Source organism: Qipengyuania sp. NPDC077563 (genome assembly GCF_044901345.1).
Lineage (GTDB): Bacteria > Pseudomonadota > Alphaproteobacteria > Sphingomonadales > Sphingomonadaceae > Qipengyuania > Qipengyuania aestuarii.
In genome coordinates, this window is record NZ_JBJDPC010000002.1 from 934512 (window position 1) to 958723 (window position 24212).

The 24212-nt window shown below is 62.0% G+C and carries 23 protein-coding genes and 1 tRNA gene; 2 read left to right on the forward strand and 22 right to left on the reverse strand.

The window, feature by feature from the left end; all coding sequences use genetic code 11:
* Positions 1-49: 49 nt before the first annotated feature.
* The 8 genes from ACI2I1_RS10535 to ACI2I1_RS10570 all read right to left on the reverse strand — a co-directional run bounded on the left by ACI2I1_RS10535 (position 50) and on the right by ACI2I1_RS10570 (position 7204).
* Positions 50-235, reverse strand: coding sequence for a hypothetical protein (locus ACI2I1_RS10535; RefSeq protein WP_404679055.1), 186 nt, complete (start codon positions 233-235; stop codon positions 50-52).
* Positions 232-999 carry an MBL fold metallo-hydrolase gene (locus ACI2I1_RS10540; RefSeq protein WP_224811576.1) on the reverse strand — a complete coding sequence of 256 codons (768 nt, stop codon included), beginning with the start codon at positions 997-999 and terminating at the stop codon, positions 232-234. Before ACI2I1_RS10540 ends, ACI2I1_RS10535 begins: the two co-directional genes overlap by 4 nt.
* Positions 996-1772, reverse strand: a complete 777-nt coding sequence (locus ACI2I1_RS10545) for a TatD family hydrolase (RefSeq protein WP_404679056.1) — start codon at positions 1770-1772, stop codon at positions 996-998. Before ACI2I1_RS10545 ends, ACI2I1_RS10540 begins: the two co-directional genes overlap by 4 nt.
* On the reverse strand, positions 1772-3331 hold the full coding sequence (gene metG / locus ACI2I1_RS10550) for a methionine--tRNA ligase (RefSeq protein WP_404679057.1): 1560 nt from the start codon (positions 3329-3331) through the stop codon (positions 1772-1774). The genes ACI2I1_RS10545 and metG overlap by 1 nt, the downstream gene beginning before the upstream one ends.
* Complete coding sequence (locus ACI2I1_RS10555; protein WP_404679058.1) at positions 3324-4271, reverse strand: AAA family ATPase; 948 nt, start codon at positions 4269-4271, stop codon at positions 3324-3326. The genes metG and ACI2I1_RS10555 overlap by 8 nt, the downstream gene beginning before the upstream one ends.
* On the reverse strand, positions 4268-4909 hold the full coding sequence (tmk, locus tag ACI2I1_RS10560; protein WP_404679059.1) for a dTMP kinase: 642 nt from the start codon (positions 4907-4909) through the stop codon (positions 4268-4270). The genes ACI2I1_RS10555 and tmk overlap by 4 nt, the downstream gene beginning before the upstream one ends.
* Positions 4906-5982 (reverse strand): D-alanyl-D-alanine carboxypeptidase family protein, encoded by a 1077-nt coding sequence (locus ACI2I1_RS10565; RefSeq protein ID WP_404679060.1) that lies wholly within the window; start codon positions 5980-5982, stop codon positions 4906-4908. Before ACI2I1_RS10565 ends, tmk begins: the two co-directional genes overlap by 4 nt.
* 202 nt (positions 5983-6184) lie before the next feature.
* Positions 6185-7204 carry a lytic transglycosylase domain-containing protein gene (locus ACI2I1_RS10570; protein ID WP_404679061.1) on the reverse strand — a complete coding sequence of 340 codons (1020 nt, stop codon included), beginning with the start codon at positions 7202-7204 and terminating at the stop codon, positions 6185-6187.
* A gap of 126 nt (positions 7205-7330) precedes the next feature.
* On the opposite strand from ACI2I1_RS10570, the gene ACI2I1_RS10575 reads away from it, so the two are divergent.
* A tRNA-Ser gene (locus ACI2I1_RS10575) sits at positions 7331-7420 on the forward strand.
* A 1-nt stretch (position 7421) separates the two neighbouring features.
* Here ACI2I1_RS10575 and ACI2I1_RS10580 read toward each other — a convergent pair.
* From ACI2I1_RS10580 to ACI2I1_RS10610, 7 genes are all read right to left on the reverse strand, one after another.
* Positions 7422-7598: a hypothetical protein gene (locus ACI2I1_RS10580; RefSeq protein ID WP_221541574.1), complete on the reverse strand. Its 177-nt coding sequence runs from the start codon at positions 7596-7598 to the stop codon at positions 7422-7424.
* A 110-nt stretch (positions 7599-7708) separates the two neighbouring features.
* Entirely contained in the window at positions 7709-9562 is a 1854-nt protein-coding gene (locus ACI2I1_RS10585; protein ID WP_404679062.1) for a cation:proton antiporter, read from the reverse strand.
* Between the two features lie 40 nt (positions 9563-9602).
* Positions 9603-11015, reverse strand: coding sequence for a dihydrolipoyl dehydrogenase (gene lpdA, locus ACI2I1_RS10590; RefSeq protein WP_404679063.1), 1413 nt, complete (start codon positions 11013-11015; stop codon positions 9603-9605).
* A 294-nt stretch (positions 11016-11309) separates the two neighbouring features.
* Positions 11310-11717: an acyl-CoA thioesterase gene (locus ACI2I1_RS10595; protein WP_404679064.1), complete on the reverse strand. Its 408-nt coding sequence runs from the start codon at positions 11715-11717 to the stop codon at positions 11310-11312.
* A 3-nt stretch (positions 11718-11720) separates the two neighbouring features.
* Positions 11721-12200 carry a hypothetical protein gene (locus ACI2I1_RS10600; protein ID WP_404679065.1) on the reverse strand — a complete coding sequence of 160 codons (480 nt, stop codon included), beginning with the start codon at positions 12198-12200 and terminating at the stop codon, positions 11721-11723.
* 121 nt (positions 12201-12321) lie between these two features.
* Positions 12322-12870: a hypothetical protein gene (locus ACI2I1_RS10605; protein ID WP_404679066.1), complete on the reverse strand. Its 549-nt coding sequence runs from the start codon at positions 12868-12870 to the stop codon at positions 12322-12324.
* Positions 12867-14216, reverse strand: coding sequence for a pyruvate dehydrogenase complex dihydrolipoamide acetyltransferase (locus ACI2I1_RS10610; RefSeq protein ID WP_404679169.1), 1350 nt, complete (start codon positions 14214-14216; stop codon positions 12867-12869). Before ACI2I1_RS10610 ends, ACI2I1_RS10605 begins: the two co-directional genes overlap by 4 nt.
* Positions 14217-14345: 129 nt before the next feature.
* Between ACI2I1_RS10610 and ACI2I1_RS10615 the strand changes: the two genes are divergently transcribed.
* A complete protein-coding gene (locus tag ACI2I1_RS10615) occupies positions 14346-14798 on the forward strand; it encodes a universal stress protein (RefSeq protein WP_404679067.1) in 453 nt (150 codons plus the stop codon).
* 4 nt (positions 14799-14802) lie between these two features.
* Here the strand turns inward: ACI2I1_RS10615 and ACI2I1_RS10620 are convergent, their stop codons facing one another.
* From ACI2I1_RS10620 to ACI2I1_RS10650, 7 genes are all read right to left on the reverse strand, one after another.
* On the reverse strand, positions 14803-15321 hold the full coding sequence (locus ACI2I1_RS10620) for a peroxiredoxin-like family protein (protein WP_404679068.1): 519 nt from the start codon (positions 15319-15321) through the stop codon (positions 14803-14805).
* A 50-nt stretch (positions 15322-15371) separates the two neighbouring features.
* Positions 15372-17666: a ribonuclease R gene (rnr, locus tag ACI2I1_RS10625; RefSeq protein WP_404679069.1), complete on the reverse strand. Its 2295-nt coding sequence runs from the start codon at positions 17664-17666 to the stop codon at positions 15372-15374.
* Between the two features lie 21 nt (positions 17667-17687).
* Entirely contained in the window at positions 17688-19046 is a 1359-nt protein-coding gene (locus ACI2I1_RS10630; RefSeq protein ID WP_404679070.1) for a M20/M25/M40 family metallo-hydrolase, read from the reverse strand.
* Between the two features lie 104 nt (positions 19047-19150).
* On the reverse strand, positions 19151-20692 hold the full coding sequence (gene proS / locus ACI2I1_RS10635) for a proline--tRNA ligase (protein WP_404679071.1): 1542 nt from the start codon (positions 20690-20692) through the stop codon (positions 19151-19153).
* Between the two features lie 183 nt (positions 20693-20875).
* Positions 20876-21430: a polyhydroxyalkanoate synthesis repressor PhaR gene (gene phaR, locus ACI2I1_RS10640; protein WP_404679072.1), complete on the reverse strand. Its 555-nt coding sequence runs from the start codon at positions 21428-21430 to the stop codon at positions 20876-20878.
* A gap of 82 nt (positions 21431-21512) precedes the next feature.
* Positions 21513-22547, reverse strand: coding sequence for an alanine racemase (alr, locus tag ACI2I1_RS10645; RefSeq protein ID WP_404679073.1), 1035 nt, complete (start codon positions 22545-22547; stop codon positions 21513-21515).
* Positions 22547-24208 carry an MFS transporter gene (locus ACI2I1_RS10650; RefSeq protein WP_404679074.1) on the reverse strand — a complete coding sequence of 554 codons (1662 nt, stop codon included), beginning with the start codon at positions 24206-24208 and terminating at the stop codon, positions 22547-22549. The genes alr and ACI2I1_RS10650 overlap by 1 nt, the downstream gene beginning before the upstream one ends.
* Between the last annotated feature and the right edge of the window lie 4 nt (positions 24209-24212).

The following is a 24212-nucleotide window of genomic DNA, read 5'->3' on the forward strand; positions in this document are numbered from 1 at the left end:
GTGATAATATATATTATGTTAAATCTCATGCGTTTTGAGAGGCATGTTCTCAGGACAATCCCGTCACCCAGCTTACAATGAAATACGCCCCACCGATAATGGCGACCCAGATCAGTGCCATCTTGATGATCTGATTTCCACGCAATCCATCATCGCGTTTCATCCCAGCCACATAAGCGATCACGAGAGCCGCCATCATGGCGACCCAAGCCATTTCGCCCAGACCGGCATTCATACGCGGACTTCCAAGCCATCATATCCGACAATCACTCCCTGAGGAACCTTGTCGCACAAGCTTCTGTAATCGAGCGATTTGTCCATATGCGTCAGGACGACCGCCTTTGCCTTGCACTTCTTTGCGAGCTCCAGTGCCATATCGAGGTGCGCGTGCGTAGGATGCGGTCGCTCGCGCAGGCAGTCCACCACCAGAAGATCGCAGTTGCGGAAGCAATCCACCATCCCGGGAGTGATCTCACTGAAGTCGGTTGCGTAGACGAGAGATTTCCCATCGGCGTCGAAACGGAAGCCAGTGCTTTGCACCGGGCCATGAGGCATCTCGACATCATCGAAAGAAAAGCCAGCAACCAATTGGGCTTGCGAGGTTTCTTTGAGCTCAATCAGCGTTGGATAGCCAAATTGCCCTTCGAAGACGTAGTCGAAGCGGCGGCGTAGCCGCTCACATGTAAACTGGCTCGCAAACCCAGGTAACGGATTGCTGCGATCGTACCTCATGACCCGCAGGTCATCGATACCATGGCAATGATCCGCGTGGTCGTGAGTCCAAAAAACGGCATCGACCTTGCCGATGTCGTTGGCGAGAAGCTGGGCCCTTAGATCGGTCGACGTATCCACCAGAATACGCTGTCCGGAGTCGTTTTCGACGACAATGGAAACGCGTGACCGGCGGTTTCGGGGTTCTGATGGATCGCATTCGCCCCAGTCGTTGCCAACACGCGGCACGCCTGTCGATGTTCCGCATCCGAGCATGATCAGTTTCATGCCGCTGCCTTTGAAAACAGCCGGTAGAAATTGCTCGTCGTGTATTCGGCAAGATCGTCAACCGTTTCGCCGCGCAGACCGGCGATGAAGGTAGCTGTGTTCCGAACGTAGCCGGGCTCGCATGTTTTGCCGCGATGTGGAACCGGAGCGAGAAAAGGACTGTCGGTTTCGACAAGCAACCGGTCCTTGGGCACGCTTTTGGCAACTTCTTGCAAATCTCTGGCATTCTTGAAAGTTACGATGCCAGATATGGAGATAGAGAGGCCGAGCGCCAGTACCTTTTCCCCGAATTCTGCTGATGCGGTGAAGCAATGGATGAGAGCTGGGAAAGCACCCTTGCCCATTTCGTTAGTTAGAATTGCGAGAGTATCGTGCTCCGCAGCGCGTGTATGAATGATGACCGGCAGGCCCGTCTCGCGCGCCACATCGATATGCAGACGGAACAGCCGTTGCTGACGCGCACGGTCCGAATGATCGTAGAAATAATCGAGACCGGTTTCACCAATACCGATGACCCGCGCGTTCTGGGTCGCGCGCAATAACTCTTCGCGGGTCAGATCGGCATGATCGTCGGCATTGTGAGGATGGATGCCGACACTGGCCCAGACGTCGGGTCGCGCGTTCGCGGTCCCAACCACCTGATCCCATTCTTCCCGCTTGGTCGAGATGTTGAGAAACGCCCCTACCCCGGCCTCGCGTGCGCGGCGAAGGACCTCGGCTTTGTGATCTACGAGGCCCTCATACTCGAGGTGGCAGTGGCTATCGACGAGCATCAGCTGTCCTCTGTTTCCGGAAGTTCCAGTCTCGGGAATGCCGGGACTGGTTTGTCGATCACGTGGCCTGCCGCTACAAGTGCAGTGAACCATCCTTCATCCGATAAATCGGCATAGCTTCTACCGTCTGATTTCACGCCAAGCTGGTCGAGCACTGCAGAAGACTTTGTTGGCACGACTGGCTGAATTGCGATGGCAAGGTCACGGATGGCAAGGAAGAGCGTCTGCAATACTGCCTTCATGCGCTCGGGATCTGTCTTCTTCAGCGCCCACGGGGCCTGCTCGTCGACATAGGCGTTGCAGGCGAACACAGCCTTGAGCCAGGCTTCGATCCCGACGCTGAAATTAAGCGCCTCGAATTCCGTCGGCAACGTGACGTTACACGCCTCCCGCACAGTAGCGAGCAGCGACTTGTCCTCTCCGTTTGGAGAGAAGCCTTCGAGCTTGCCGTCCATGTTCTTGTGGATCATCGACAGCGTGCGCTGGGCCAGATTGCCGAAGCTGTTGGCCAGTTCGGCATTGACCTTGTTTACGAGCGCTTCTGCCGAATAGCTGCCGTCTTTTCCAAAGACCACCTCGGCCATGAGGAAATAGCGGAGCGAGTCGACTCCGAAGAGGTCCACCAGCTCGTTGGGGTCCGTTACATTGCCTGCCGATTTGGATTCCTTCACCCCGCGATTGAGCAGGAAGCCGTGGCCGAAAACCTTCTGCGGCACAGGTAAATCGGCACTCATGAGGAAAGCCGGCCAATAGACCGTATGAAAGCGGACGATGTCCTTGCCGATCAGATGCAGATTTGCGGGCCAGAATTTGTCCCACATTTCTCCGCCATCTGGATAGCCGAGCCCGGTGATGTAATTGGTGAGCGCATCCACCCACACATACATTACGTGATTATCGTGCCCGGGCACTTTCACGCCCCAGTCGAAACTGGTGCGGCTGACTGACAAGTCCTTCAAGCCGCCTTCGATGAAGGCGATCATTTCGTTTCGCCGGCTCGCTGGCTCCAGAAAGCCCGGCTTGTTGAGCAATTCGACAAGCTGATCGGCGTATTTCGACAGGCGGAAGAACCAGGTTTCCTCTTCGGTCCATTCGACAGGCGTACCTTGCGGAGACAGCTTTTCGCCGCCCTCCCCTTCGATCAGCTCCTTTTCGTCGTAATAGGCCTCGTCGCGGACCGAGTACCAGCCCTCGTAGCGATCCAGGTATAGATCGCCCTTGGCCTCCATCGCCTGCCAGATCGCGCGGCTCGCCTTGTGATGATCCTCGTCGGTCGTGCGGATGAAGCGGTCGTAAGTTATATCGAGCCGGTCGAAGAGTTCCTTGAACGCACCCGACATCTCGTCGGCAAGCTCCCTCGGAGTTTTGCCAAGGTCGCGTGCCTTCTGCGCCATTTTTAGCCCGTGTTCGTCCGTGCCTGTCTGGAACCGCACTTGGCGGCCCATCAGACGCTGGAAGCGCGCGATGACATCGGCAGCAATCGTTTCATAAGCATGGCCGATGTGCGGCTTGCCGTTGGGATAATGGATTGCGGTGGTTATGTAATAAGGGTCAGCCATTGCCGCGTTCGCTAGCCGCGCCCGCTTGTACGAGCAAGGTCCCGATTTCCATTCCAAGCAGACCGGGATCGAAATTATAAGTCGGCTGCTCTGCGCTTAGCCGTACGAGTTCAGCGTGTGTATCCACCAGGCCGGCGGGATTTCCCGCATGCTGGTGGGTCCGTTCCGATAAAATCGCACGTGCCAGACCCAGCACCGCCTGAAGCCGCGGAATGTCCTGCTTGGCGCCGATCGCACCGGCTAATTGACCGCGTAGGACGAAGTCGCGGTCTCCCTGCTCAAGGATTGTGCGCATCAGCTGCGCAGGCTTGCCAAGCTCGTATTTGAGAAACGTCAGTGCAGAACCTGGCGATCCGGACGATGCGGCAATCGCAGCATCGCGTGAAGCGATATCCGCTTCCGGGGCAAGGTCGCGCAAGAGATCATCCATCGCTTCCTTGCCGATCGGTGAAAAGCGGACCGTGCGACAGCGCGAGCGGATCGTGGGAAGCAAGCGCGCGGGACTATGAGCGATCAGCAGGAAATATGTTCCCTGCGGCGGTTCTTCGAGGCTCTTCAGCAGTGCATTGGATGCCGATACTTCCATATCGTCAGCGGGATCGATGATCACTGCACGCTTCGAGCCGAGCGTTGGCCTTGTTGTGAGGCGGCGCTGAATGTCGCGGACCTGGTCGACCTTTATGCCGCGCGCGAGTTCGAAGGGCTTGCCGTCGTCGCGCTTCTTCGCTTCTTCCTTGTTCTTCGGGCCGTATGTCAGCGTGAGAATGTCGGGATGTTCCGCCCCCCCTTCCCCGCCCAGAAGTTCACGCGCTGCCGCTTGCGCAAAGCTTGCTTTTCCGAGCCCTTTCTTGCCGGCCAGGAGCCAAGCGTGATGCATGCGATTGCCGTCCAAGGCGCGGCGCCACTGGCTCCATGCCTCGTCATGTCCGATGAGGCTCATGGCGCTGCTTCCGCCAGGAACGGGGCCAAAGCTTCGAGGAGGCGAGCATGCACCTCTTCAACCGTCCCGTCCCCGTTCACACGGAGAAAACGCTGGGGCTCGGCTTCCACGAAAGTGTCGAAGGCTGCATTTACGCTGGCGTGATAATGGCTATCGCGCCCGCCGATCGCGTCAGACATCTCGCCATCGCGGGCGCGCAGGCGACGTGAGACTTCGGCGCTCTCCGCTCCGATCACGATGGTCAGATCGGGCAGCAGGCCGGCACTGCCAACGTCGTGCAGCCTGCGCACCGCATCATCGCCAAGAGTGCCGGCAGCCCCCTGATAGGCTCTGCTGGAATCGAGGAAGCGGTCGCATACCACCCATTCCCCACGCTCCAGTGCGGGCAGTATTAGGCGCTGAACATGGTCCGCGCGCGCCGCCGCAAACAGCAATGCTTCTGCCTGCGGCCCCCACCCCTCCCCTGGCGGGTGGAGCAGCAAGCCGCGAATGGCTTCGGCTCCCGGCGTGCCGCCTGGCTCACGCGTCGCCACGACATCCATTCCGCGCCGCTTCAAGGCGTCGCACAGAAGCCGGGCCTGGGTGGATTTACCCATCCCTTCGCCGCCTTCGAAGGCAATGAACTTGCCGCGTGTCACGTGATCCAGCCTAGGACGCCGTTTAGGATACGGCGCCCAAGCCCGGCCTCCTCGACTGCATCACGCGCGACGAGCGGGACGCTGAAATCTGACATACCGTCGATCGAGACAGTGAGTTTCGCGATCTGCTCGCCCTGGCGAATTGGCGCGCGAACGGGGCCTTCATAATTCACGGTCAATTTCACATCGCGATGGGCGCCGGCCGGGATATCGACATAGACCCCCGCAGGAGCGACGAGCGCAACCTGCGTGCTGTCGCCGCCCTGCACCTCTGCCACGGCGACCTGTGCTTCGGGAGCGAAGAGCCGCTGCTGGTCAAAGGCCGAAAAGCCCCATTCGATCAGGTCGCGTGCAGCCCGGTTGCGATCCCGGCCGCGCGGACTTGCCGCGACCACCATGACCAGCCGCCGCCCGTTGCGTTCAGCAGAGCCGAGAAAACCGTAGCCGGCCTGATTGGTGAAGCCGGTCTTGATGCCATCTGCGCCCGGCACCACGCCGCTGATCGGATCGTGGTTGGACTGGGTGATGTCGTTATAGGTAAATTCGCGGTGGCCGATGTAACGGCGATATTTCGAGGGATGGCGCCGCAGCATTTGCGTGGCCAGTGTCGTCAGGTCGCGAGCGGTGACGAAGGTATTACCTTCATCCATCCAGCCATTGGGCGTGCCGAAATGGCTGTCACGCATGCCGATCTCGCTGGCCTTGGCATTCATCGCGGCGACCCATTTGTCGACCGATCCCGCGGCCCCGTCGGCGAGCGCGGCTGCCCCATCATTGGCCGAGACGGTGGTTACGCCGTGCACCAGATCGTCCACCGTAACCCGCGCATCATGCGGCAGGAACATGGTAGACCCGACCTGATTCCAGCGCTTCCAGACTTCCGGCCGAATTGAAAAGCTCTGCTGCGGCAGGATCTTGCCTTCCTCCATCCACTCGAATGCGAGGAAGGTCGTCATCACCTTGGTGATCGAAGCGGGCATGAAGCGGCGATCCGCCTCGCGTTCGAAGAGAATCTGGCCGCTGGTGACGTCGAACAGATAAGCGATTGGCGCGTCGGTGGGGGATGGAGGCATCGGCCTCTCCATCTCCTGAGCGATTGCGCTTGATGGTATCAGAGCCGCAACGGAAGCGGCCAGAATGATTTTTCGCAATGATTGTCGCAACGGGTTTCGCGCCGCCGCGAGACGGCGCTCTCCTCTCGGATTAACTGGGCTGACTTCTATATCACGGAGAGCGGCGATGACGAGAGCTACCGCGCGCTTTCCACGGTGGCGATCAGCGCGCGATCTCGTCCGCCAGCAATCCCACGCTCATGGCGTAGTAGTTGGAGCAATTATATTCGAGGATCACGCGGTAATTGCTAGTCAGCAGCCAGGCGGGCGTACCCGGTCCATCGGGCTGGAACAGGCTCACCAGCGTATCCTGCGGCAAGGCCCGCTGCGGCTGCACGCCCAGCGATCGCCACTCGGCGACGGTCTTGTACTGGCTGTGGCGTTCATGGACACGTGGGCAGACCGGCGCGTTGAGTTCGCTCCTGTAGCGATCGATGTCGAAGCCCGATGGCACCGAAGCGCGGACACCCCATGGCTGGCCAGGGCGCCATCCGGCATCGCGGAAATAATTGGCGATCGAGGCCAAAGCATCGGCATCGTTGTTCATGATGTCGGCGCGGCCGTCCCCGTCGCCATCGGTTGCCAGTCTGAGATACACGCTCGGCAGGAACTGGGGATTGCCGAAAGCGCCGGCCCAGCTACCCTGCAGTTCGCTGCGGGAATAGCCCTTGTCGGCCACCTTCATGAGATCGACCCATTCGCTGGAGAAGAGTTCGCGCCTGCGGCCTTCCCAAGCGAGCGTTGCCAGCGATTGCGACAGGTCGAAGCCGCCCTTCACGCGGCCATACGCCGTTTCATGACCCCAGATGGCCACCATGATTTCACCGGGTACGCCATATTCCTGTTCGAATCCGGCGAGGCGGCTGCGGTAATTCGCATATTCACGGCGTCCGCCGTTGATCCTGGCGCTGTCTACGTGGGTAGAAATATAGGGAGCGAGCGGCGGATAGCCCGACCCGCTCGACGATCCGGGCTGGCTCTGGTCCAGCTCGATTACGCGGCGACTCGGCGTGAGGCCGGCGGTCATCCTGCGCAGCGTGTTTTCGCTTACGCCTTCTGCACGGGCGCGGGCGATCAGCAGTTGCATATAGGCGTCGAAGGACATGTCCTGTGCGGCCGCAGGTGCAGCGGGAAGTGCTAGAAGCGAAGCCGAAGCGGCGAGAAAGAGGTTTCGTAATTTCATAGATGATCTGTCGCAGGCTCAAGCTGAATGGCAAGTGTCATGAAGGGCTTACGCAAAAAGGCCTGCCACGGTTCCGATATTGGCGTGACAGGCCGGTTATGTTTGTCTAGCAAGCGCTTCGCTCGCGGACAGGTGGCAGAGCGGTTGAATGCACCGGTCTTGAAAACCGGCAAGGGTGCAAGCCCTTCGTGGGTTCGAATCCCACCCTGTCCGCCAGCTACTTCTGCTGGGTTCCGGTAAGATCGGCGCCCTTGCGATCGGCCTTCGGATAATCCTGCGGCTTTACGCTCGACTGATTCTTCAGCGCGCGATGGTCTTCCACGATACCGCCATCGGCCGTATTTTCATCGTCTTCATCGATACCCTGCGGTTCGTCGGCTATTTCGAATTCCATGATATCTCTCCTTTAAATACCCAACGCAGAGGGGAGAGGAAGTTGCCGGTCGCCAAGCCGAAGAGCTTTGAATTTACGGTGAAACGCCGAGAGAGGCGATCACCGGTCGCTCAATGGTTGTGTCGCAGTATCTCGATCATCTGTTCGCGCAGGATGGGATCCCAATCGTCGCGCAGCTGCCGCACCCGGGCGATCAGCGCCTCGTTCTCGCCATAAGGAATATCGGGATCGTAGAGATCGGCGATGGCGGGCATGAACTTGCGGTCCATTTCTTCGAACGCATCGGCCGAAGCCTGCGCCTGCGCCGCGTTCATGCCCAGTGCCTCGAAGGAAGAGCGGCCCATGCGGATGCTGCTGTCGTAGGTTTCGCGGATGATGTCCCGGCAGCCGTAATACCACAAATCGTAGACATGGCTGCGGTCGATCGCGCGGGCGACGACGTGGACCTGCGGGTGGTTCTTCACCACATATTTGACCAGCCGGTCGATCTGCTCGCGCTCGTCCAGGGCGACCACCAGCAGCTTTGCCCTGGCGATCCCGGCGGAATCGAGCAGGTCGGGCCGCGTGGCATCGCCGAAATAGGTGCGCAGGCCGAATTTGCGGGCAATTTCCAGCTGCTTGCTGTCATAGTCGATGACGGTGGTGGAATAGCCCGCGGCCTGGATCATCCGGTCAACGATCCCGCCGACACGGCCGCGGCCCGCAATGATGACCGGGTTTTGCTCTTCGATCACATCGGCCTCTCGCCCCTCCCCTTCACAGAGCGCATGGGCGATCACCTTGTCGTAGAGGATGAAGAGCAGCGGCGTGGCGAGCATGGTGAGCGCCACGACCAGCAGCAGCATGTCGGCCATTGCTTGAGGGAAGACCGCATTCGCCGCGGCAAAGGAGATCAGCACGAAAGCGAACTCGCCCGCCTGCGGAAGGCTGAGGCAGAACAGCCAGAGCGCCTGGCGCCTGAGGCCGTAGAGCCAGCCCACCACGAAGAGCACCGCGAACTTGGCGGCAATGATGACCCCTGCCCCCAGCACCACGGTTTGCCAGACTTGCTCCGCCAGCGCGAAATCGATGCTGGCCCCCACGGTAATGAAGAACAGGCCGAGCAGCAGGCCCTTGAACGGGTTGATGTCACTTTCGAGTTCGTGGCGATATTCGCTGGTCGCCAGCACGACGCCGGCGATGAAGGCGCCCAGGGCGGGAGACAGGCCGACAAGCGACATCAGCAGGGCGATGCCGATCACGACGACCAGCGCGGCAGCGGTGAACAGCTCGCGCAGCTGGGCGGCGGCGATATAGCGGAACAGCGGACGGATGGCGTAGATCCCGATGCCGACCACGGCGGCGACCGCGGCAATCCGCGTTGCGGCTGCGAGCCAGATCGGCATCTGCCCGGTCAGGTCGAGCCCGCCATGCGCGCCCTCCCCATGCCCGGCTGCTGCGGGATAAAGGTCCGGCAGGGCGAGCAGCGGCAGCAGCGCAAGGATGGGAATAACCGCCACATCCTGCACCAGCAGGACCGAGAAGCTGGCCTCCCCGCCCTCGCTGCCCATCAGTTTCTTTTCGGTCAGCGTCTGGACGATGATGGCGGTCGACGACAGCGCCAGCACCATGCCGATGGCCAGGGCCGTCTGCCAGGGCTGCGCATCGATCAGCGCAAGGCCGGTGATGGCCAAAGTGGTCAGCAGGACCTGCCCGCCGCCCAGCCCCAGCAGCTTGCCGCGCATGGCCCACAGCCGCCGCGGCTCGATCTCCAGCCCGATGATGAACAGCATCATCACCACGCCGAATTCGGCGAAGACCTGCAAGGCCTCGACATCGACGCGCAGCGCCACGAGCAGCGGGCTGATCGCCATCCCGGCCAGCAGGTAGCCGAGCACCGAACCCAGCCCGAAGCGGCTTGCCAGCGGCACTGCCACCACGCCCGCAACGAGGATGAGGAAGGCGAGGATCAGGAAACCGGCCATCCTAAGTCACTCGCCCCGCTCCGTTTTCGTGCATTCTGGCCTAGACGTGCAATGCGCGTCCGTAGCTGGCCAGAACGCTTTCATGCATGGATTCCGAGATCGTGGGATGCGGGAAGACGGTCTGCATCAGTTCCGCCTCGGTCGTCTCCAGCGTTTTGCCGACGACGAAGCCCTGGATCATCTCGGTGACTTCCGCGCCGACCATATGCGCGCCCAGCAATTCGCCGGTCTTGGCATCGAACACGGTTTTCACGAAGCCTTCCGCCTCGCCCAGCGCGATGGCCTTGCCGTTGCCGATGAAGGGGAAGGTACCGGCCTTCACCTCGTAACCGGCTTCCTTCGCCTTGGCTTCGGTCAGGCCGACGCTGGCGATCTGCGGGTGGCAATAGGTGCAGCCCGGGATGTTGTTGCGGTCGAGCGGGTGCGGATGAAGATCCTTCTTGCCCAGTTCCTGCGCGATGGCTTCGGCGCAGGTGACGCCTTCATGGCTCGCCTTATGCGCCAGCCACGGCCCTGGCGTGCAGTCGCCGATGGCCCACAGGCCCTTCGACTTGGTGCGGCCGTAATCGTCGATCTGGATGAAGCCGCGGTCCATTTCGACCAGCTTTTCGAGGCCCACATTCTCGGTATTGGGCACGATGCCGATGGCGGTGATGCAGTGGGTGAACTCGGTTTCCGACACCTTGCCCTTGCTGTCCTTGATCTTCGCCTTCACGCCGCTGCCGGTGACCTTGAGGTCTTCGACGCCTGCGCCGGTCATGATCGTCATGCCCTGCTTGGTCAGGCTCTTCTCGAGGAAGGCGGACACGTCCTTGTCTTCCACCGGCACGATCCGGTCGAGCATTTCGACCACGGTCACATCGACGCCCATGTCGTTGTAGAAGCTGGCGAATTCGATCCCGATCGCACCCGATCCAATGACCAGCAGCTTCTTCGGCATTTCCTTTGGCGTCATGGCATGGCGATAGGTCCACACGCGTTCGCCATCGGCCTTGGCAAAGGGCAGGTCGCGCGCGCGCGCGCCGGTGGCGACGATCACATGCTTGGCGGTGAGCATTTCCTCGCCCTTATCCGATTTCACGGTCAGGCTGGTGGGGCCCGTCAGCGTGCCCGTTCCCATGTGCACCGTGATCTTGTTCTTCTTCATCAGATGCGTGACGCCCTGATTGAGCTGCTTGGCGACACCGCGGCTGCGCTTCACCACCGCGTCGAGATCGGCTTCGATCTCGCCCGCGATCTTGAGGCCGTAATCCTTGGCGTGCTGCGCATAATGCAGGATTTCCGCCGAACGCAGCAGCGCCTTGGTCGGGATACAGCCCCAGTTGAGGCAGATGCCGCCGAGCAGTTCGCGTTCGACGATGGCGGTCTTCAGGCCCAGCTGCGCGCAGCGGATCGCCGCGACATAGCCGCCGGGGCCGGAGCCAAGAACGATGACGTCGTAATTATCAGCCAAGGGGTATTCCTTACTCTATTCAGCAATCAACAAGCGCGCGGCGGCCGGGAACAAGCCTGTCGCCGCGCCAATGAAGGCAATTATCGCGCAGATCGGACCCACCGGAGTCACGATTCGCCCATTGCCCATGTTCAGCTTCGCGGTGCGCACCCTGAAGCAAGTTGACACAGTTGACAGTGTCCTGAGGATAAAACTCCCTCTCGCAAAAGCGGCGGATTTGCAGGGTTTGCGAGGAGGGTCGGCGCGCGTGACATGCGCCTGTGCTAGCATTTGCAGCCGCGTGTAGGAAAGCGCTCATGCATCGTTCTCGGGCACGGGATTGGCCGCCTTTGCCGACATGCGGACGGGGCGCGGTTTGTCCTCGTCATCGAGGAGGACGAATTTGAAGGTGCCTTGCGCGACCTTGGTTTCCGCCGTGCCGTTGCGGGTGCGCGCGATCGCCTCTGCCGCCACGGTAAGCGAGGTGTTGCCAGTGGCGAGAACCTCGCAATAGACCGACAGCTCGTCGCCCACCTGCATTGCACCGGGGAAGGCGAAATCCGTGGCCGACACGACCACCGCCTTGCCCTCGCCCTCGCGGCTTGCGAGCGAGCCTGCGCCGAGCGCCATCTGGCTCATCAACCACCCGCCGAACACCCCGCCATAGGGGTTGAGATCGGTCGGCATGGCCGTGACGCGGATAAGGGGGGAACGGGTTTCCATCGATCAGCCTGCAATCATTTCCAAATAGCGCTCTTCAACCCAGCCCTGCCTGCAAGGACCGGTGTAATTCTCTTCGGACGCGACCGGTCTGCCGGTGCCGCAATCGGCGGCAGTCTGCCCTTCGCCCGGATAGACGATACCGCTCCAGCCGTTTTCGCTGGCGCAGATCTGCACGCCCTGCGCGGGCGAGAGCGTGTGACGCACCTTGGTCGAAGCGCTGGGCGCGTCGTGCACATAGGGCTTGTCTTCGCCAGCGGCGTCATACTCGGCGACTTCGGCATAGGTGCCGCAGGCGTCGAAATCCGGCCCATCGCCGCCGATCCTGATCGGCATGGGAATCGGGCCGTCATAGGCGGTTTCGGCAGGCGCGGCGCTTTCTGCCGGAGTAACGGCCGGCGCGTCATCAACCGCAGCACCTTCCTCCTGCGGCTGCGAACAGGCGGAGAGAAGGCAAAGAGCAATGGCAGGAACGGCGTATTTCATTGCATCAACTCCGGACATTCTTCGGTGCGATCCGGGTTCTGTGTGACCCGGCACGCTCCGCGATAGGTTTCGGGTCGTGGGCCGCGTCGCCGAACGGGCGTGAGCGGCCCCGATCACCGGTTCAGCCGTCCTTGCGCAGGACGAGCGTCATACCGTCGAACCAGTTTACCGTGACCGTGCCATCCGAATTCTGAGCGAAAGCGGGAGTGCCGGACACGGCGGGGCCGAAGGTCTCTCCGTCATCGCAGCGCAGGGAGAAGCCGCCTCGCGCCTCGGGATTGCGGATCGGACTGGCGCAATTCGCATCGAAGCCGTAACCCTTCAGCGGGCCGGAAATCGCGTCGCCTTGCCAATTGATGCTGGACGGTGTGACCGAGAGCGAAAGATTGCGCGCGGCTGCCAGTTCGGCATCGCCGATGGCGGAGACACCGTTCGGCCGCGTGAGACGGGTTTCGACCACCTTCCATGTTCCGTCGGCGAGCGGACCTTCGGGAATGGCTGGCTGTTCTGCATCGGCGGCCGGTTCTGCAGCAGCAGTCTCAGCCGCATTTTCCGTCGCTTCGCGATCTGCCGCCGTATCGGTTTCGGCGGGCTCATCGGCACCAGAACAGGCGGCCACGAGGCTCAGACTGGCGGCTGCGGTCAGAATGCCAATTAGTTTCGTTTTCATACCAAAAGTCCCATCGGGTTTTCACACAGCTGCTTGAAAGCTTCCATCAGCTGCGCACCGTCGGCGCCGTCGATGGCGCGGTGGTCGAAGCTGCCGGTGGCGCTCATCACGGTGGCGACGCCCAGTGCGCCGTCGATCACCCAGGGGCGCTGCTCGCCCGCGCCGACGGCGAGGATCATCGCCTGCGGCGGGTTGATCACGGCGTCGAACTGCTTGGTGCCGAACATGCCGAGGTTGGAGAGCGACGCGGTGCCGCCCTGGAATTCATGCGGCTGCAGCTTGCCGTCCTTGGCCTTGCCCGCCAGTTCCTTCATCTCGGTGCTGATCTGGGCGAGGCCCTTCTTGCCCGCATCGCGGATGATCGGCGTGATCAGGCCCGAAGGCGCGGCCACGGCGACCGAGATATCCTCGCGCGAATACTGGAACAGTTCGTCGCCCTGGAAGCTGACGTTGCAGGCGGGCACGCGCTGAAGCGCACGGGCCAGCGCCTTGATCAGGAGGTCGTTGACCGAAAGCTTCACGCCGTCCGCCTCGAGGCTCTTGTTGAGTTCGCCGCGCAGCTTGAGCAGCGCATCGAGGCGCACGTCCACGGTGAGGTAGATGTGCGGGATGGTTTGCTTCGCCTCGGTGAGACGCTTGGCAATGACCTTGCGAACATTGTTGAGCTTGGTCGCTTCGTAAGGCGCATCGAGATCGCCGCCCTGCGATGCCGGTTTCGGGGCGCTGGGTGCGGGTGTGGCGCTTTCCTTGGCGGGTGCGGCACCGGCTTTGGCATTTTCGACATCGGCCTTCACGATGCGGCCATTGGGGCCCGAGCCGGTGATGTCCGAAAGGTCGAGGCCCTTCTGCTCGGCGATGCGGCGCGCGAGCGGCGAGGCCTTGATGCGCTTGCCATCGTCGTCGGTGGGGGCCGCTGGAGCGGAACCGGTGGCTGCGGGAGCAGGCGCAGGGGAAGGAGAGGAAGCCGATTTCTCGGTCCGTTTTTCTTCCTGCTCGACCTTTTCCTCGCGCTGCTGCTTTTCGGCCTCGACCTTCCCGTCGTCGGACGAGCTTTCCGCTTTGTCGCCGGAAGGCGCGGCCTTGGCGGCTTCTTCCACGTCCTCGCCCTCTTCGGCGAGCATGGCTATCACGGTGCCGACCTTTACGCCTTCGGTGCCTTCCTCGATCTGGATCGAGGCGAGCGTGCCTTCGTCCACGGCTTCGAATTCCATCGTCGCCTTGTCGGTTTCGATCTCCGCCATGATATCGCCGGCGGAAATGGTATCACCCGGCTTCACCAGCCATTTGGCGAGGGTCCCCTCCTCCATGGTGGGCGACAGGGCGGGCATCTTGATCGGCGTGGGCATTGGTGACGTTACGTCCTCGCTGGGTAATGTGTTGCGGTGGTCTCTGGCCAATTTGCGCCGCCCCCGCAAGGTCCTTGCGTAGAATACGAATTAGCTTGTAACCGGCTTCCTCAACAGGGAGCCGGACCCATGCGTATTTATCTCGTCGTCATGGACGAAACCGAAGAAGCCAAGCAGGCGCTGCGGTTCGCCTCGCTGCGCGCCATGAAGACCGGCGGATCGGTGCATATCCTCGCACTCGTACCGCAGCAGACCTTCAATGCCTTCGGCGGGGTGCAAGCCACCATCGAACAGGAAGCGCGTGAGCGTGCCGAGGTCATGGCGAACAATGCCGCGGGCAATATCTTCGGGGAAATGGGCAAGCGCCCCGTGATCGCGGTCCGGCCAGGGGCGCCGGCCGATGTGATAGCCAAATATCTGGCAGACAATGGCGAAGTGGCCGCGCTGGTATTGGGTACGGCCACGGAAGGCGGCAACGATCCGCTGGTGGCCCATTTCGCCGCCCGCGCGGCCAGCCTGCCCTGCCCGCTCTATCTGGTGCCGGGCAATCTTTCGAAGGAAAGGCTGGACGAGCTCGCGTGACCGATCAGGTCAGCGTGCCGCGCGTCGGATAGCCCTTGTCCATGGTAAATTCGAGGCCTTCGAGCAGGTCGTCGAGGTTCGGCCGGGTAAACGGCGCACTCTGGACGACGGCAAAATGCAGCGTTCCGTCCGGCTTGACCACGAACAGGCCGGGTTCGCTGAATAGGTCTGGTTCTTCGCTGTCCTCACGCTTCTGCGAGATATAGAGCCCCCATTCGCGGGCCTTGTCCTCGCTCATCGAATGCGCCAGCGGCAGATCGGCCGTGTCCCATTCCTCGTGGCTGACGGCGGCGCGTTCGGGGCTGTCCATCGAGACGGCGAAGACGTTGATGCCCTTGTCGGTGAATTTGCTCAGCTTGCTGCCGAGTTCGGTCAGATATTTCTTGCAGATCGGGCAGTGCTTGCCGCGATAGAACACAAGCATGGTGAAGTTTTCGGGCGACTGCTCCGACAGCTCGAAACGGGCATCGATAGTCAGTGGCAGGTCGAGCGAGGGGACGGGCTGTCCGGGAACGAGGGTCATGATATCTCCTTTACGAAGATCAATGACCGGCCACCCGTGCCCGTTCCGCCCTACTTCTTCTTGCGGCCCTGGTGCCGGATATTCTTCGGCCGCCCGCGCTGGCCCTGAGCGTGCTTCTGGCGCGGGGCGCCCTGCCCTTTTCGCAGCGATTTCTTTTTGTGCTGGAACCGCTCGCCGCGCTTTTCGACCGGGGACCCGTCGCTGTCGGGAATTTCGAACTTGAGCGCGCCGGTGAGCGCATTGGCCTCGGCCAGCTTGAGCTTCAGCCGGTCACCCACTGCATAGGTGGTTCCGCTATCTTCGCCGACCAGTTCCCTCGCCGCCTCATCGTAACGGAAATATTCGCGTCCCAGCGTGGAGACCGGCACCAGCCCGTCACCGCCCAGATTTTCGATGGTCGCAAAGAAGCCGAAGCCCTGGACGCCGGTGATCCTGGTATCGAAGGTCTGCCCCACACGGCCCGAAAGCCACGCAGCGACATAGCGATCGATCGTATCACGCTCGGCCTCCATGGCGCGGCGTTCGGTCTGGCTGATCGCATCGGTAATCTGGTTGAGCGCGGTCTTGTCGCGATCCGAAAGCCCCGAAGCCTCGGGGATGTCGCCCTTCGGCTTGGGCTGTTCCAGCTTGTAGGCATCGACCAGTGCCCGATGGACGAGCAGATCGGCATAGCGCCGGATCGGCGAGGTGAAATGGGCATAGCTGCCAAGCGCCAGCCCGAAGTGGCCCGAATTGGAAGGACCGTAATAGGCCTGTGTCTGACTACGCAGCACGGCCTCCATTATCAGAGCCTTTTCAGCAGGATCGACGATGTCCTTCAGCATCCGGTTGAAGAGGCCGGGGGTAATCACCTGCCCCATCGCGAAGCTCTTGCCCTGGGTGGCGAGATATTCCTTGAAAGCCGTCAGCTTCTCGCGGCTCGGCGTCTCGTGCACGCGGTAGACCACGGGCGCGGCTTTCTCTTCCAGCGCCTTGGCGGCCGCGACATTGGCGGCAATCATGAAGTCTTCGACCACACGGTGGGCATCGAGTCGCTCGCGCACGGCGATTTCCTCGATTACGCCTTCGTCGTTGAGGCGGACCTGCCGTTCCGGCAGTTCGAGGTCCAGCGGGTCGCGGGCCTGGCGCGCCTTGAACAGCAGCTTCCACGCGCCCCACAGGTTTTTCAGGTGCTCGTCGGCACTGCCGTCGTCGATCGCCTTCTGGGCGTCTTCATAGGCAATATTCGCCGCAAGCCGCACGATCGCGCGAGTGAAGCGCCACTTGGTGATTTTGCCTTCGGGCGAGATACGCAGATGGCAGGCCATGGCGGCGCGGTCTTCGTTCTCCACCAGCGAGCAGACGTCCGCCGACAGGATTTCGGGCAGCATCGGCACGACGCGATCGGGAAAATAGACCGAATTGCCCCGCTTGCGGGCTTCCCTGTCCAGCTTACCGCCCGGACGGACATAAAAGGATACGTCGGCAATCGCGACGATCGCCTTGTAGCCGCCCTCCCCATCGGGCTGGGCCCAGATCGCATCGTCGTGGTCGCGCGCATCAGCGGGATCGATGGCGACGATGGGCACATCGCGCAGATCCTCGCGCTTGTCTTCGCTGAGCGGCAGGTCAGCGACGCGCTGCGCCTCTGCCAGCGCTTCATCGGGGAAGACATAAGGGATGCCGTGCTTGGCAATGGCGATGAGGCTGAAGCTCTTAGGCGCCAGCGGATCGCCGATAACCTCGACCACCTTGACGGCGGCGCGCGCCGATTTGCCAGCCTTTTCGGCCAGCACCAGTTCGCCTTCCTCGGCACCGCCAAGATCGGCAATGGGTGAAGAATTGCGGACCCGCTTGTCGACCGGCGCCAGCCATGGCTTGCCGCTGCCGTCGAACTCCACCACGCCCATCAGGCCTTCGGTGCGGGCAGGCAGCTTCTTCATGGGATGCGCCACCCAGCCTTTGCCGCGTTCCTCGGTCCGGGCAAGGAAGCGGTCGCCGCGCTTGAGCGCCGCGACCTTCTTGCTTTCCTTGACCACCAGCCGCGGGGGCTTGCCGGGCGCATCGGAGTCCCAGCTTTCCGGGACTGCGATCGGATCGCCATCTTCGATCTCGACCACCTTGAGCACGGTGACCTTGGGCAGACCGCCCATCTTGTGGAAGGCGGTTTTCTTGCCGTCGATCAGGCCTTCTTCGGCCATGTCCTTGAGGCGCTTCTTAAGCGCGATCTTTTCCTGCCCCTTGATGCCGAATGCCTTGGCGATTTCGCGCTTGCCGGCGGGCTTGTCGGAGGCCTGGATGAATTCGAGTATTTCCGTTTTGGACGGAAGCCCCTGCTTCCGTCCGGTTCTGTTCTGTCTTGTCATGCGCGCCATATGGGGACGCAGCTACTCGCTGTCATCCTCTTCGGCGGCGATAGGTTCGAATTGGCCTGCCGGGACCGCGCTGGACACCGGGCTCATCACACCATCGGCACCGGTGGCGCTGACGCCGAAAATCCAGTCATCGCCCCGCACGCCTTCGAGCCGCGCATTGTTGGCCACCACGTTTTCTATCACCGGCTCATCGCGCCAGTAGGGTTCATCGGTGCGGCGCTGCCAGACCGTGTAGCTCACCGCGCCGGGCACTTCTGCCCAGGTCACGTCGGTAAAGGTCTGGACTGCGGCCTTGGCGGCCGATGCCGGCGGCGCGGGAGACCGGGCAAGCTTGTCGAGCGCGCGGATATTGAACTGGGTGACCTTGGCGAGATAGGCAAAATCCATCTCGTCGACCGTATCACCGTAGGTCACACCGTCTTCGGTGCGCAGGTCCTGATGCTGGTGTTCGTAATCTTCCACGGCAACGGCGATCCGGATTGCCGGGAAACCCTTTTCCATGAAGGGAATCTGATCGCCGCCGCGGCCCATACGGTCGACCCGCCAGATCTGGCGCACATCGAGCCCGCCTGAGGTTTCATCCGCAACATCGTCGAGCCAGCGCGAAAGATTGCGGCTCGGGCTGTCGTTTTCCCCGCCTTCGCGGCGCTGCGAAGCGCGGATCGCATCGGTCAGGTCGGCCCGCGGTCCTTCGGAGAAGACCCGGACATGTTCGGCATCGCAGTACCCGTCGCTGCCGCAGCTGTTGCCGACGACATCGTTGTTGAGCACCGCCTTCACGTCCCAGCCCTGTTCTTCGGCATAGTCGGCCAGCAGACGCCCGCCATAGAGCCCCTGCTCTTCGCCCGAGAGCAGCGCGTAGACGATCGTCACGGGATAGCGATTGCGGCTGAGGTTGCGCGCGGCCTCCAGCACCAGGACGGTGCCCGAGCCATCGTCATTCGCGCCGGGAGCATCGCTTTGCCAGTCCATCACGTCGCTGCCGCGGCTGTCGATATGGCCTTGGACGATGACGACCTCGTTCGGCCGCTCCGTCCCGCGCTGGATGGCGACGGCATTGCGAATGCGCGTCGGGCGCGGCAGGCGGCCGCCCTCGGGCTCGATACGCTCAGGTGCAACGACAGTGAGGCAGCCGCCGCAAGTGCCTGATATGCGGCCGAATTCAGCCAACCCCCAATCGACCGCCGCGCCGATGCCGCGTTCGGGATTGTCCTGCTCCGACAGCGTGTGCCGCGTGCCGAACCCGACCAGCGTATCGATATCGGCGCGCAGCCGCTCCTGCGAGACATCGGCAGCGGGATCGGCAGGCGCGGTTTCCTGCGCTGCAAGCGGGGCGGAGACGAGGGCGACGAGCGGAAGGAGTGTTCTCATGCCGCGCAGGTTTGCCCGACTCGGTCTTAATTACAACCGTCTTGTCGATCCCTGCCCGGCCCGCACCGGAGCCAGGCAGGACTCAGTAGCCGCCCACCGTCCTATCAGTATGCCTTGGCCAGCAGAATACGCTCGACCGCCGGTTCGCCGGAGAAGATGCAGGCACCATCGACCGGCACGTTGTTCATCGGCACGTTGCGGATGGTGAGCTTGTGTTCCTTCAGCCGCTCGACGACCTTTTCCAGCGCCGGGCCGGTGGGCTTGGACCACTGGACTTCGACCCATCCGGGATAGCGCGAGGCGGAGAAATGCTCTTCGACCTCGGCAAAATCGGTGATGCCGCGCGTGAGATTGGCGTCGCGCCGTTCCTGCGCCTCGGTCAGCAGGGCGCCCTGCATGTCGGCCAGAATGTCGGGAATGGTCTGGCCGGCCACTTCGCGGGTCGGGGTCTGGAAGGCGGTCTTGCCGGTTTCCTGATCCCACAGACGATCGCGACGCAGCAGCGAAACGGCGCCGTTCTCCATGTCGCGCCCGCCGACTTCCACGATAATCGGAGCGCCCTTGCGGACATAATCCCAGCGCTTCTGGGCCGCCTTGCCGGGCCGGATGTCGAGCAGGACGCGCAGCGGCTCGCCCAGCACATGCTGGCCGGCGAGAGTGGCGCGCAGCGCCTCGCAATAGTCGATCAGCGCCTGGTCTTCGGGCTTGTCGCGCAGCATGGGCAGGATCACGACCTGCTGCGGCGCGATCTTGGGCGGCAGGCGCAGACCGTCGTCATCGCCATGCGTCATGATGACCCCGCCGACCATGCGCGTGGACACGCCCCAGCTGGTGGTATGGGCCAGGCTCTCCCCGCCGTCGCGGTTCTGATATTTGATGCCCGACGCCTGAGCGAAATTGGTACCGAGATAGTGGCTGGTGCCGGCTTGCAGCGCCTTGCCATCCTGCATCATCGCCTCGATCGACCAGGTCTCCACCGCGCCCGGGAAGCGCTCGTTCTCGGGCTTCTCGCCGGGGACGACGGCTAGCGCGAGGTCTTCATCGGCAAAAGCGCGATAGACTTCGAGCATGCGGAGGGTGTGCTCCTTGGCCTCGGCTTCCTCGGCGTGGGCGGTGTGGCCTTCCTGCCAGAGGAATTCACTGGTGCGCAGGAACATGCGGGTGCGCATTTCCCAGCGCACGACATTGGCCCACTGATTGAGCTTCAGCGGCAGATCGCGCCAGCTCTGCACCCACCGCGCCATGGCATCACCAATGATGGTTTCCGACGTCGGTCGCACCACCAGCGGCTCTTCCAGCTTGGCCTCGGGATCCGGCACCAGCCCGCCATCCTTGCCCGCGATCAGGCGGTGGTGCGTGACGACGGCCATTTCCTTGGCGAAACCTTCGACATGCTCGGCCTCGCGCTCGAAATTGGAGAGCGGGATGAAGAGCGGGAAATAGGCGTTTTCATGCCCCGTCGCCTTGATCCGGTCGTCGAGCAGGCGCTGCATGCGCTCCCAGATGCCGAATCCCCAGGGGCGGATGACCATGCAGCCCCGCACGCCCGATTCCTCGGCCATTTCGGCCGCCGAGATGACTTCCTGATACCAGGCGGCGAAATCGTCTTCGCGGCGGGAATTGAGGGCGTGACGGATCTTGGACATCGAATTTCGGACCTTATGCTCGGAGCGGCTGGCGCGCCCGAGATGCACTCGCGCCCGGCCTTGCGAAGCTCCGTCCTGACTGGTGGGGCCGCCCATAAAGAACTGGATGGCGGTTGGGCAATGCCCTGCTTTGCTTCCACCACGCCAAAGCCTGGCGAAAGAGAAACTTTTTAAACGCGAGCTTTACTTGCTCAGTTCGTCCAGCTTCTTCTGCATCGCGGCCATCTGCTCGCGCATCTGGGCGAGATCGTCGTCATCGGCCTTTTGCGGCGCATCTTCGGTCTTGCGAGTGGCGGGGATGAAGGCTTCGGCGGCGTTCTGCATCATCTTGATGTTCGCTTCGGCCATCTTGGCGAAGGGATTGGTTTCCAGCCCCTTGGCGAAGGCCGACTGCAGCTCTGCCCGGTTCTTGCGGAAATGGGCCATACTGGCTTCGAGATAGCTCGGCATCATCGACTGCATCGAATTGCCGTACATCGAGATGAGATCGCGCAGGAAGCTGACAGGCAGCATGTGCTGCGACCCGTGGCTTTCTTCCTCGACGATGATCTGCGTGAGGATCGTATGGGTGATGTCGTCACCCGTCTTGGCGTCGAGGACCTGGAAATCGACGTTTTCGCGCACCATCAGGGCCAGATCGTCAAGCGTGATATAGCTCGACGTGTCGGTATTGTAGAGACGCCGGTTGGCGTATTTCTTGATAATGATCGGTTCGCCCTCGGCGGTCCGCTTGGCCATGATCTGCTCTCTCCCCAGGCTGACAGGTCTTGTGCAGCGCAAAGAGCTTAGCACTTGCACAATGTGCAACGCAACACGCGTGTTAGCGCGCGAACCTGTTGCCGAGCACGGTCAGCAACTCATATTGCGACAATGAAGACTGCCGGTGCGCGTCGGGCAGGTGATAGGGCAGCTCGAGCAAGGCCCCTTCCTTGAGCTCCGGTGCCCCGGACAGATCGACCACGATCATGTCCATCGACACTTTGCCGAGGATCGGGATCGGTTTGTCGCCGCTCAGGAAGGCACCGCCGGCCCAGCTTCGCAAGATGCCGTCGGCATAGCCGAGAGAGACGACGCCCACCCGCATGTCGGTGCTCGCAGTGAAGGTGGCGTTATAGCCTACCTTGTCCCCGGCAGACAGGCTGCGCGTCTGCATGATCGCAGCCATGGGCCGGGCGACCTGGCGGATATGTTCGGCCAGCTCCTCGCGCGGCACACCGCCGTACAGAGCGAGCCCGGGCCGCGTCAGATCAAAGTGATAATCGCCGCCCAGAGCGATCCCGGCGCTGTTGGCGAGGCTGGCTTCCTTGTGCTCGATCCGCTGGATGGCATCGCGGAAAATTTCGAGCTGGCGCGCGTTCATCGGGCTGTCCTCGTCCGCGCAGGCCAGATGGCTGAGGAGAACCTGGATATCGAGACCCTCGACCAGCGGATCGGAGATTTCCTGCGGCGAAATTCCGAGCCGGTTGATGCCGCTGTCCACCATCAGGTGGCACGGCCCACCGCCGCCGTCGAGCCAGAGCCTTGCCTGCCGAAGGGAATCGATCACCGGGAGGGCGCCGGTTTCGCGGGCGAAGGCGACATCGCTTTCATCCAGCGGACCATGCAGGACGGCGATCTGCTCAGCGGGTACATGCTCCAGCACCGGCAGGACTTCGGTCCAGTGTGCTACGAAGAAATTGCGGCAGCCCGCGTCTCTCAACACCGGAACGCAAATGTCCACGCCCAGGCCATAGCAATCGGCCTTGACCGCCGCCCCGGCTCTCGCCTCGCCGGAAAGACGATCAAGGGCGCGCCAATTATGCGCCAGAGCCTCGCAATCGATGGCGAGGCGCAGAGTAGGAGAAGGAATTTTCATCAGGGTATGACAGGCGAAACCGGAGGTGCATTGTTGGCATCTTCGAAATCGCGCGGCGGCCCGTCTGGCAGGCCCCACCACGCGACAATCAGGCCGAAGCCGACAACTGCCATCGTATACCACAGGCCGGCGTAGACGTCACCGCTGCGCGCCACGATAATTCCTGCGATCAACGGCAGGAAGCCGCCCAGATAGCCGGCACCGATGTGGTAAGGAATGGACATGGAACTGTAGCGGATCCGGGCCGGGAACATCTCGCACAGCAGCGCGGCAACCGAACCATAGGTCAGCGCGGACAGCATGCCGCAAACAAGTAGCAGGGCGCCGATGCCGAGAAGGTTGAGCAATGGCGGTGTCTGGCGGGCGAAATCGAAGCCCCGCGCGCTCAGGGCATCCTGCAATCCGTCACGCCGTGCGGCGGCGTCTCCCGCCCAGTTCGCACCCAGTGCGATTTCTTCGTCTCCGACAGTGAGACTTAATTCGTCAGCGTCTTCGACATCGTAGGCGACGCCGCTTGCGGTGAGAGTTTCCAGTAGTTTGCCGCACCCGCTCTGGTCACGGTCGAACAGTTCGGCAAAGGGATCGGTGGTGCAATTCTGCCCGCTGACGACGACGGGATTGTCCCGTGCGGCCTGAGCTAGCCCAGGATTGGCGAGGCTGCCCATGCCCCAGAAGATCGGGAAGAGCAGTAGCAGTGCGGCAATGGCACCGATGATGATCGGCTTCTTGCGCCCTACCCGGTCGGACCATTTGCCGATCACGACGTAAAAGCTCATCGAGATCAGTCCCGCGATCAGCAGGATCCATTCTACCGTTGTTTCGTCCACCCGCATGTCGCGGCGCAGGAAACTCAGCGACGAGAAGAAGGCCGTATACCAGATGGTGGTGAGCACTCCGGTGATGCCGAACAGGGCCACGAATATGCGCTTGGGATTGCCGGGATAGGTCAGGCTCTCCTTGAAGGGATTGGCGCTGGTCTCCCCGGCCTCTTTCATCGCCTGGAAAACCGGACTTTCGGACAGCTTGAGGCGCATCCACAGCGATATGCCGAGCAGCACGATGGAGAGCAGGAACGGCACGCGCCAACCCCAGGCGGCAAAATCGTCGGCCGGGATCACGGCACGGCAGGCGAGCACCACGACGATGGAGAGCACGAACCCGCCGACCACGCTGGCCTGAATGAAGCTGGTATAGAAGCCCCTCTTTTCCGGCGGTGCATGCTCGGCCACGTAAATGGCCGCGCCACCATATTCACCGCCAAGCGCCAGACCCTGGAGGATACGCAGACAAATCACGATGATCGGCGCGGCGATACCGATACTGGCGGCGCCGGGAATGAGGCCGACGCCTGCAGTTGCAATTCCCATCAATGTGACGGTGACGAGGAACGTATATTTGCGCCCGAGGCGGTCACCAAGAAAACCGAACAGGATTGCGCCGAGCGGGCGAAACCCGAAACCGACGGCGAAGCCTGCCCAAACTAGCAGGATCTGCAACGTTTCGTTACCGCTGGGAAAGAAGGCCGCTCCGATCAGGCCAGCGAGCGTGCCGTAGATGAAGAAATCGTACCATTCGAAGATCGTACCCGCGCTGCTGGCGGCGATGACAAGGCGAATTTCCTTCTCGGTCGGTTCCCGCAATGCAGCAACGTCGCCTGCCATTCCT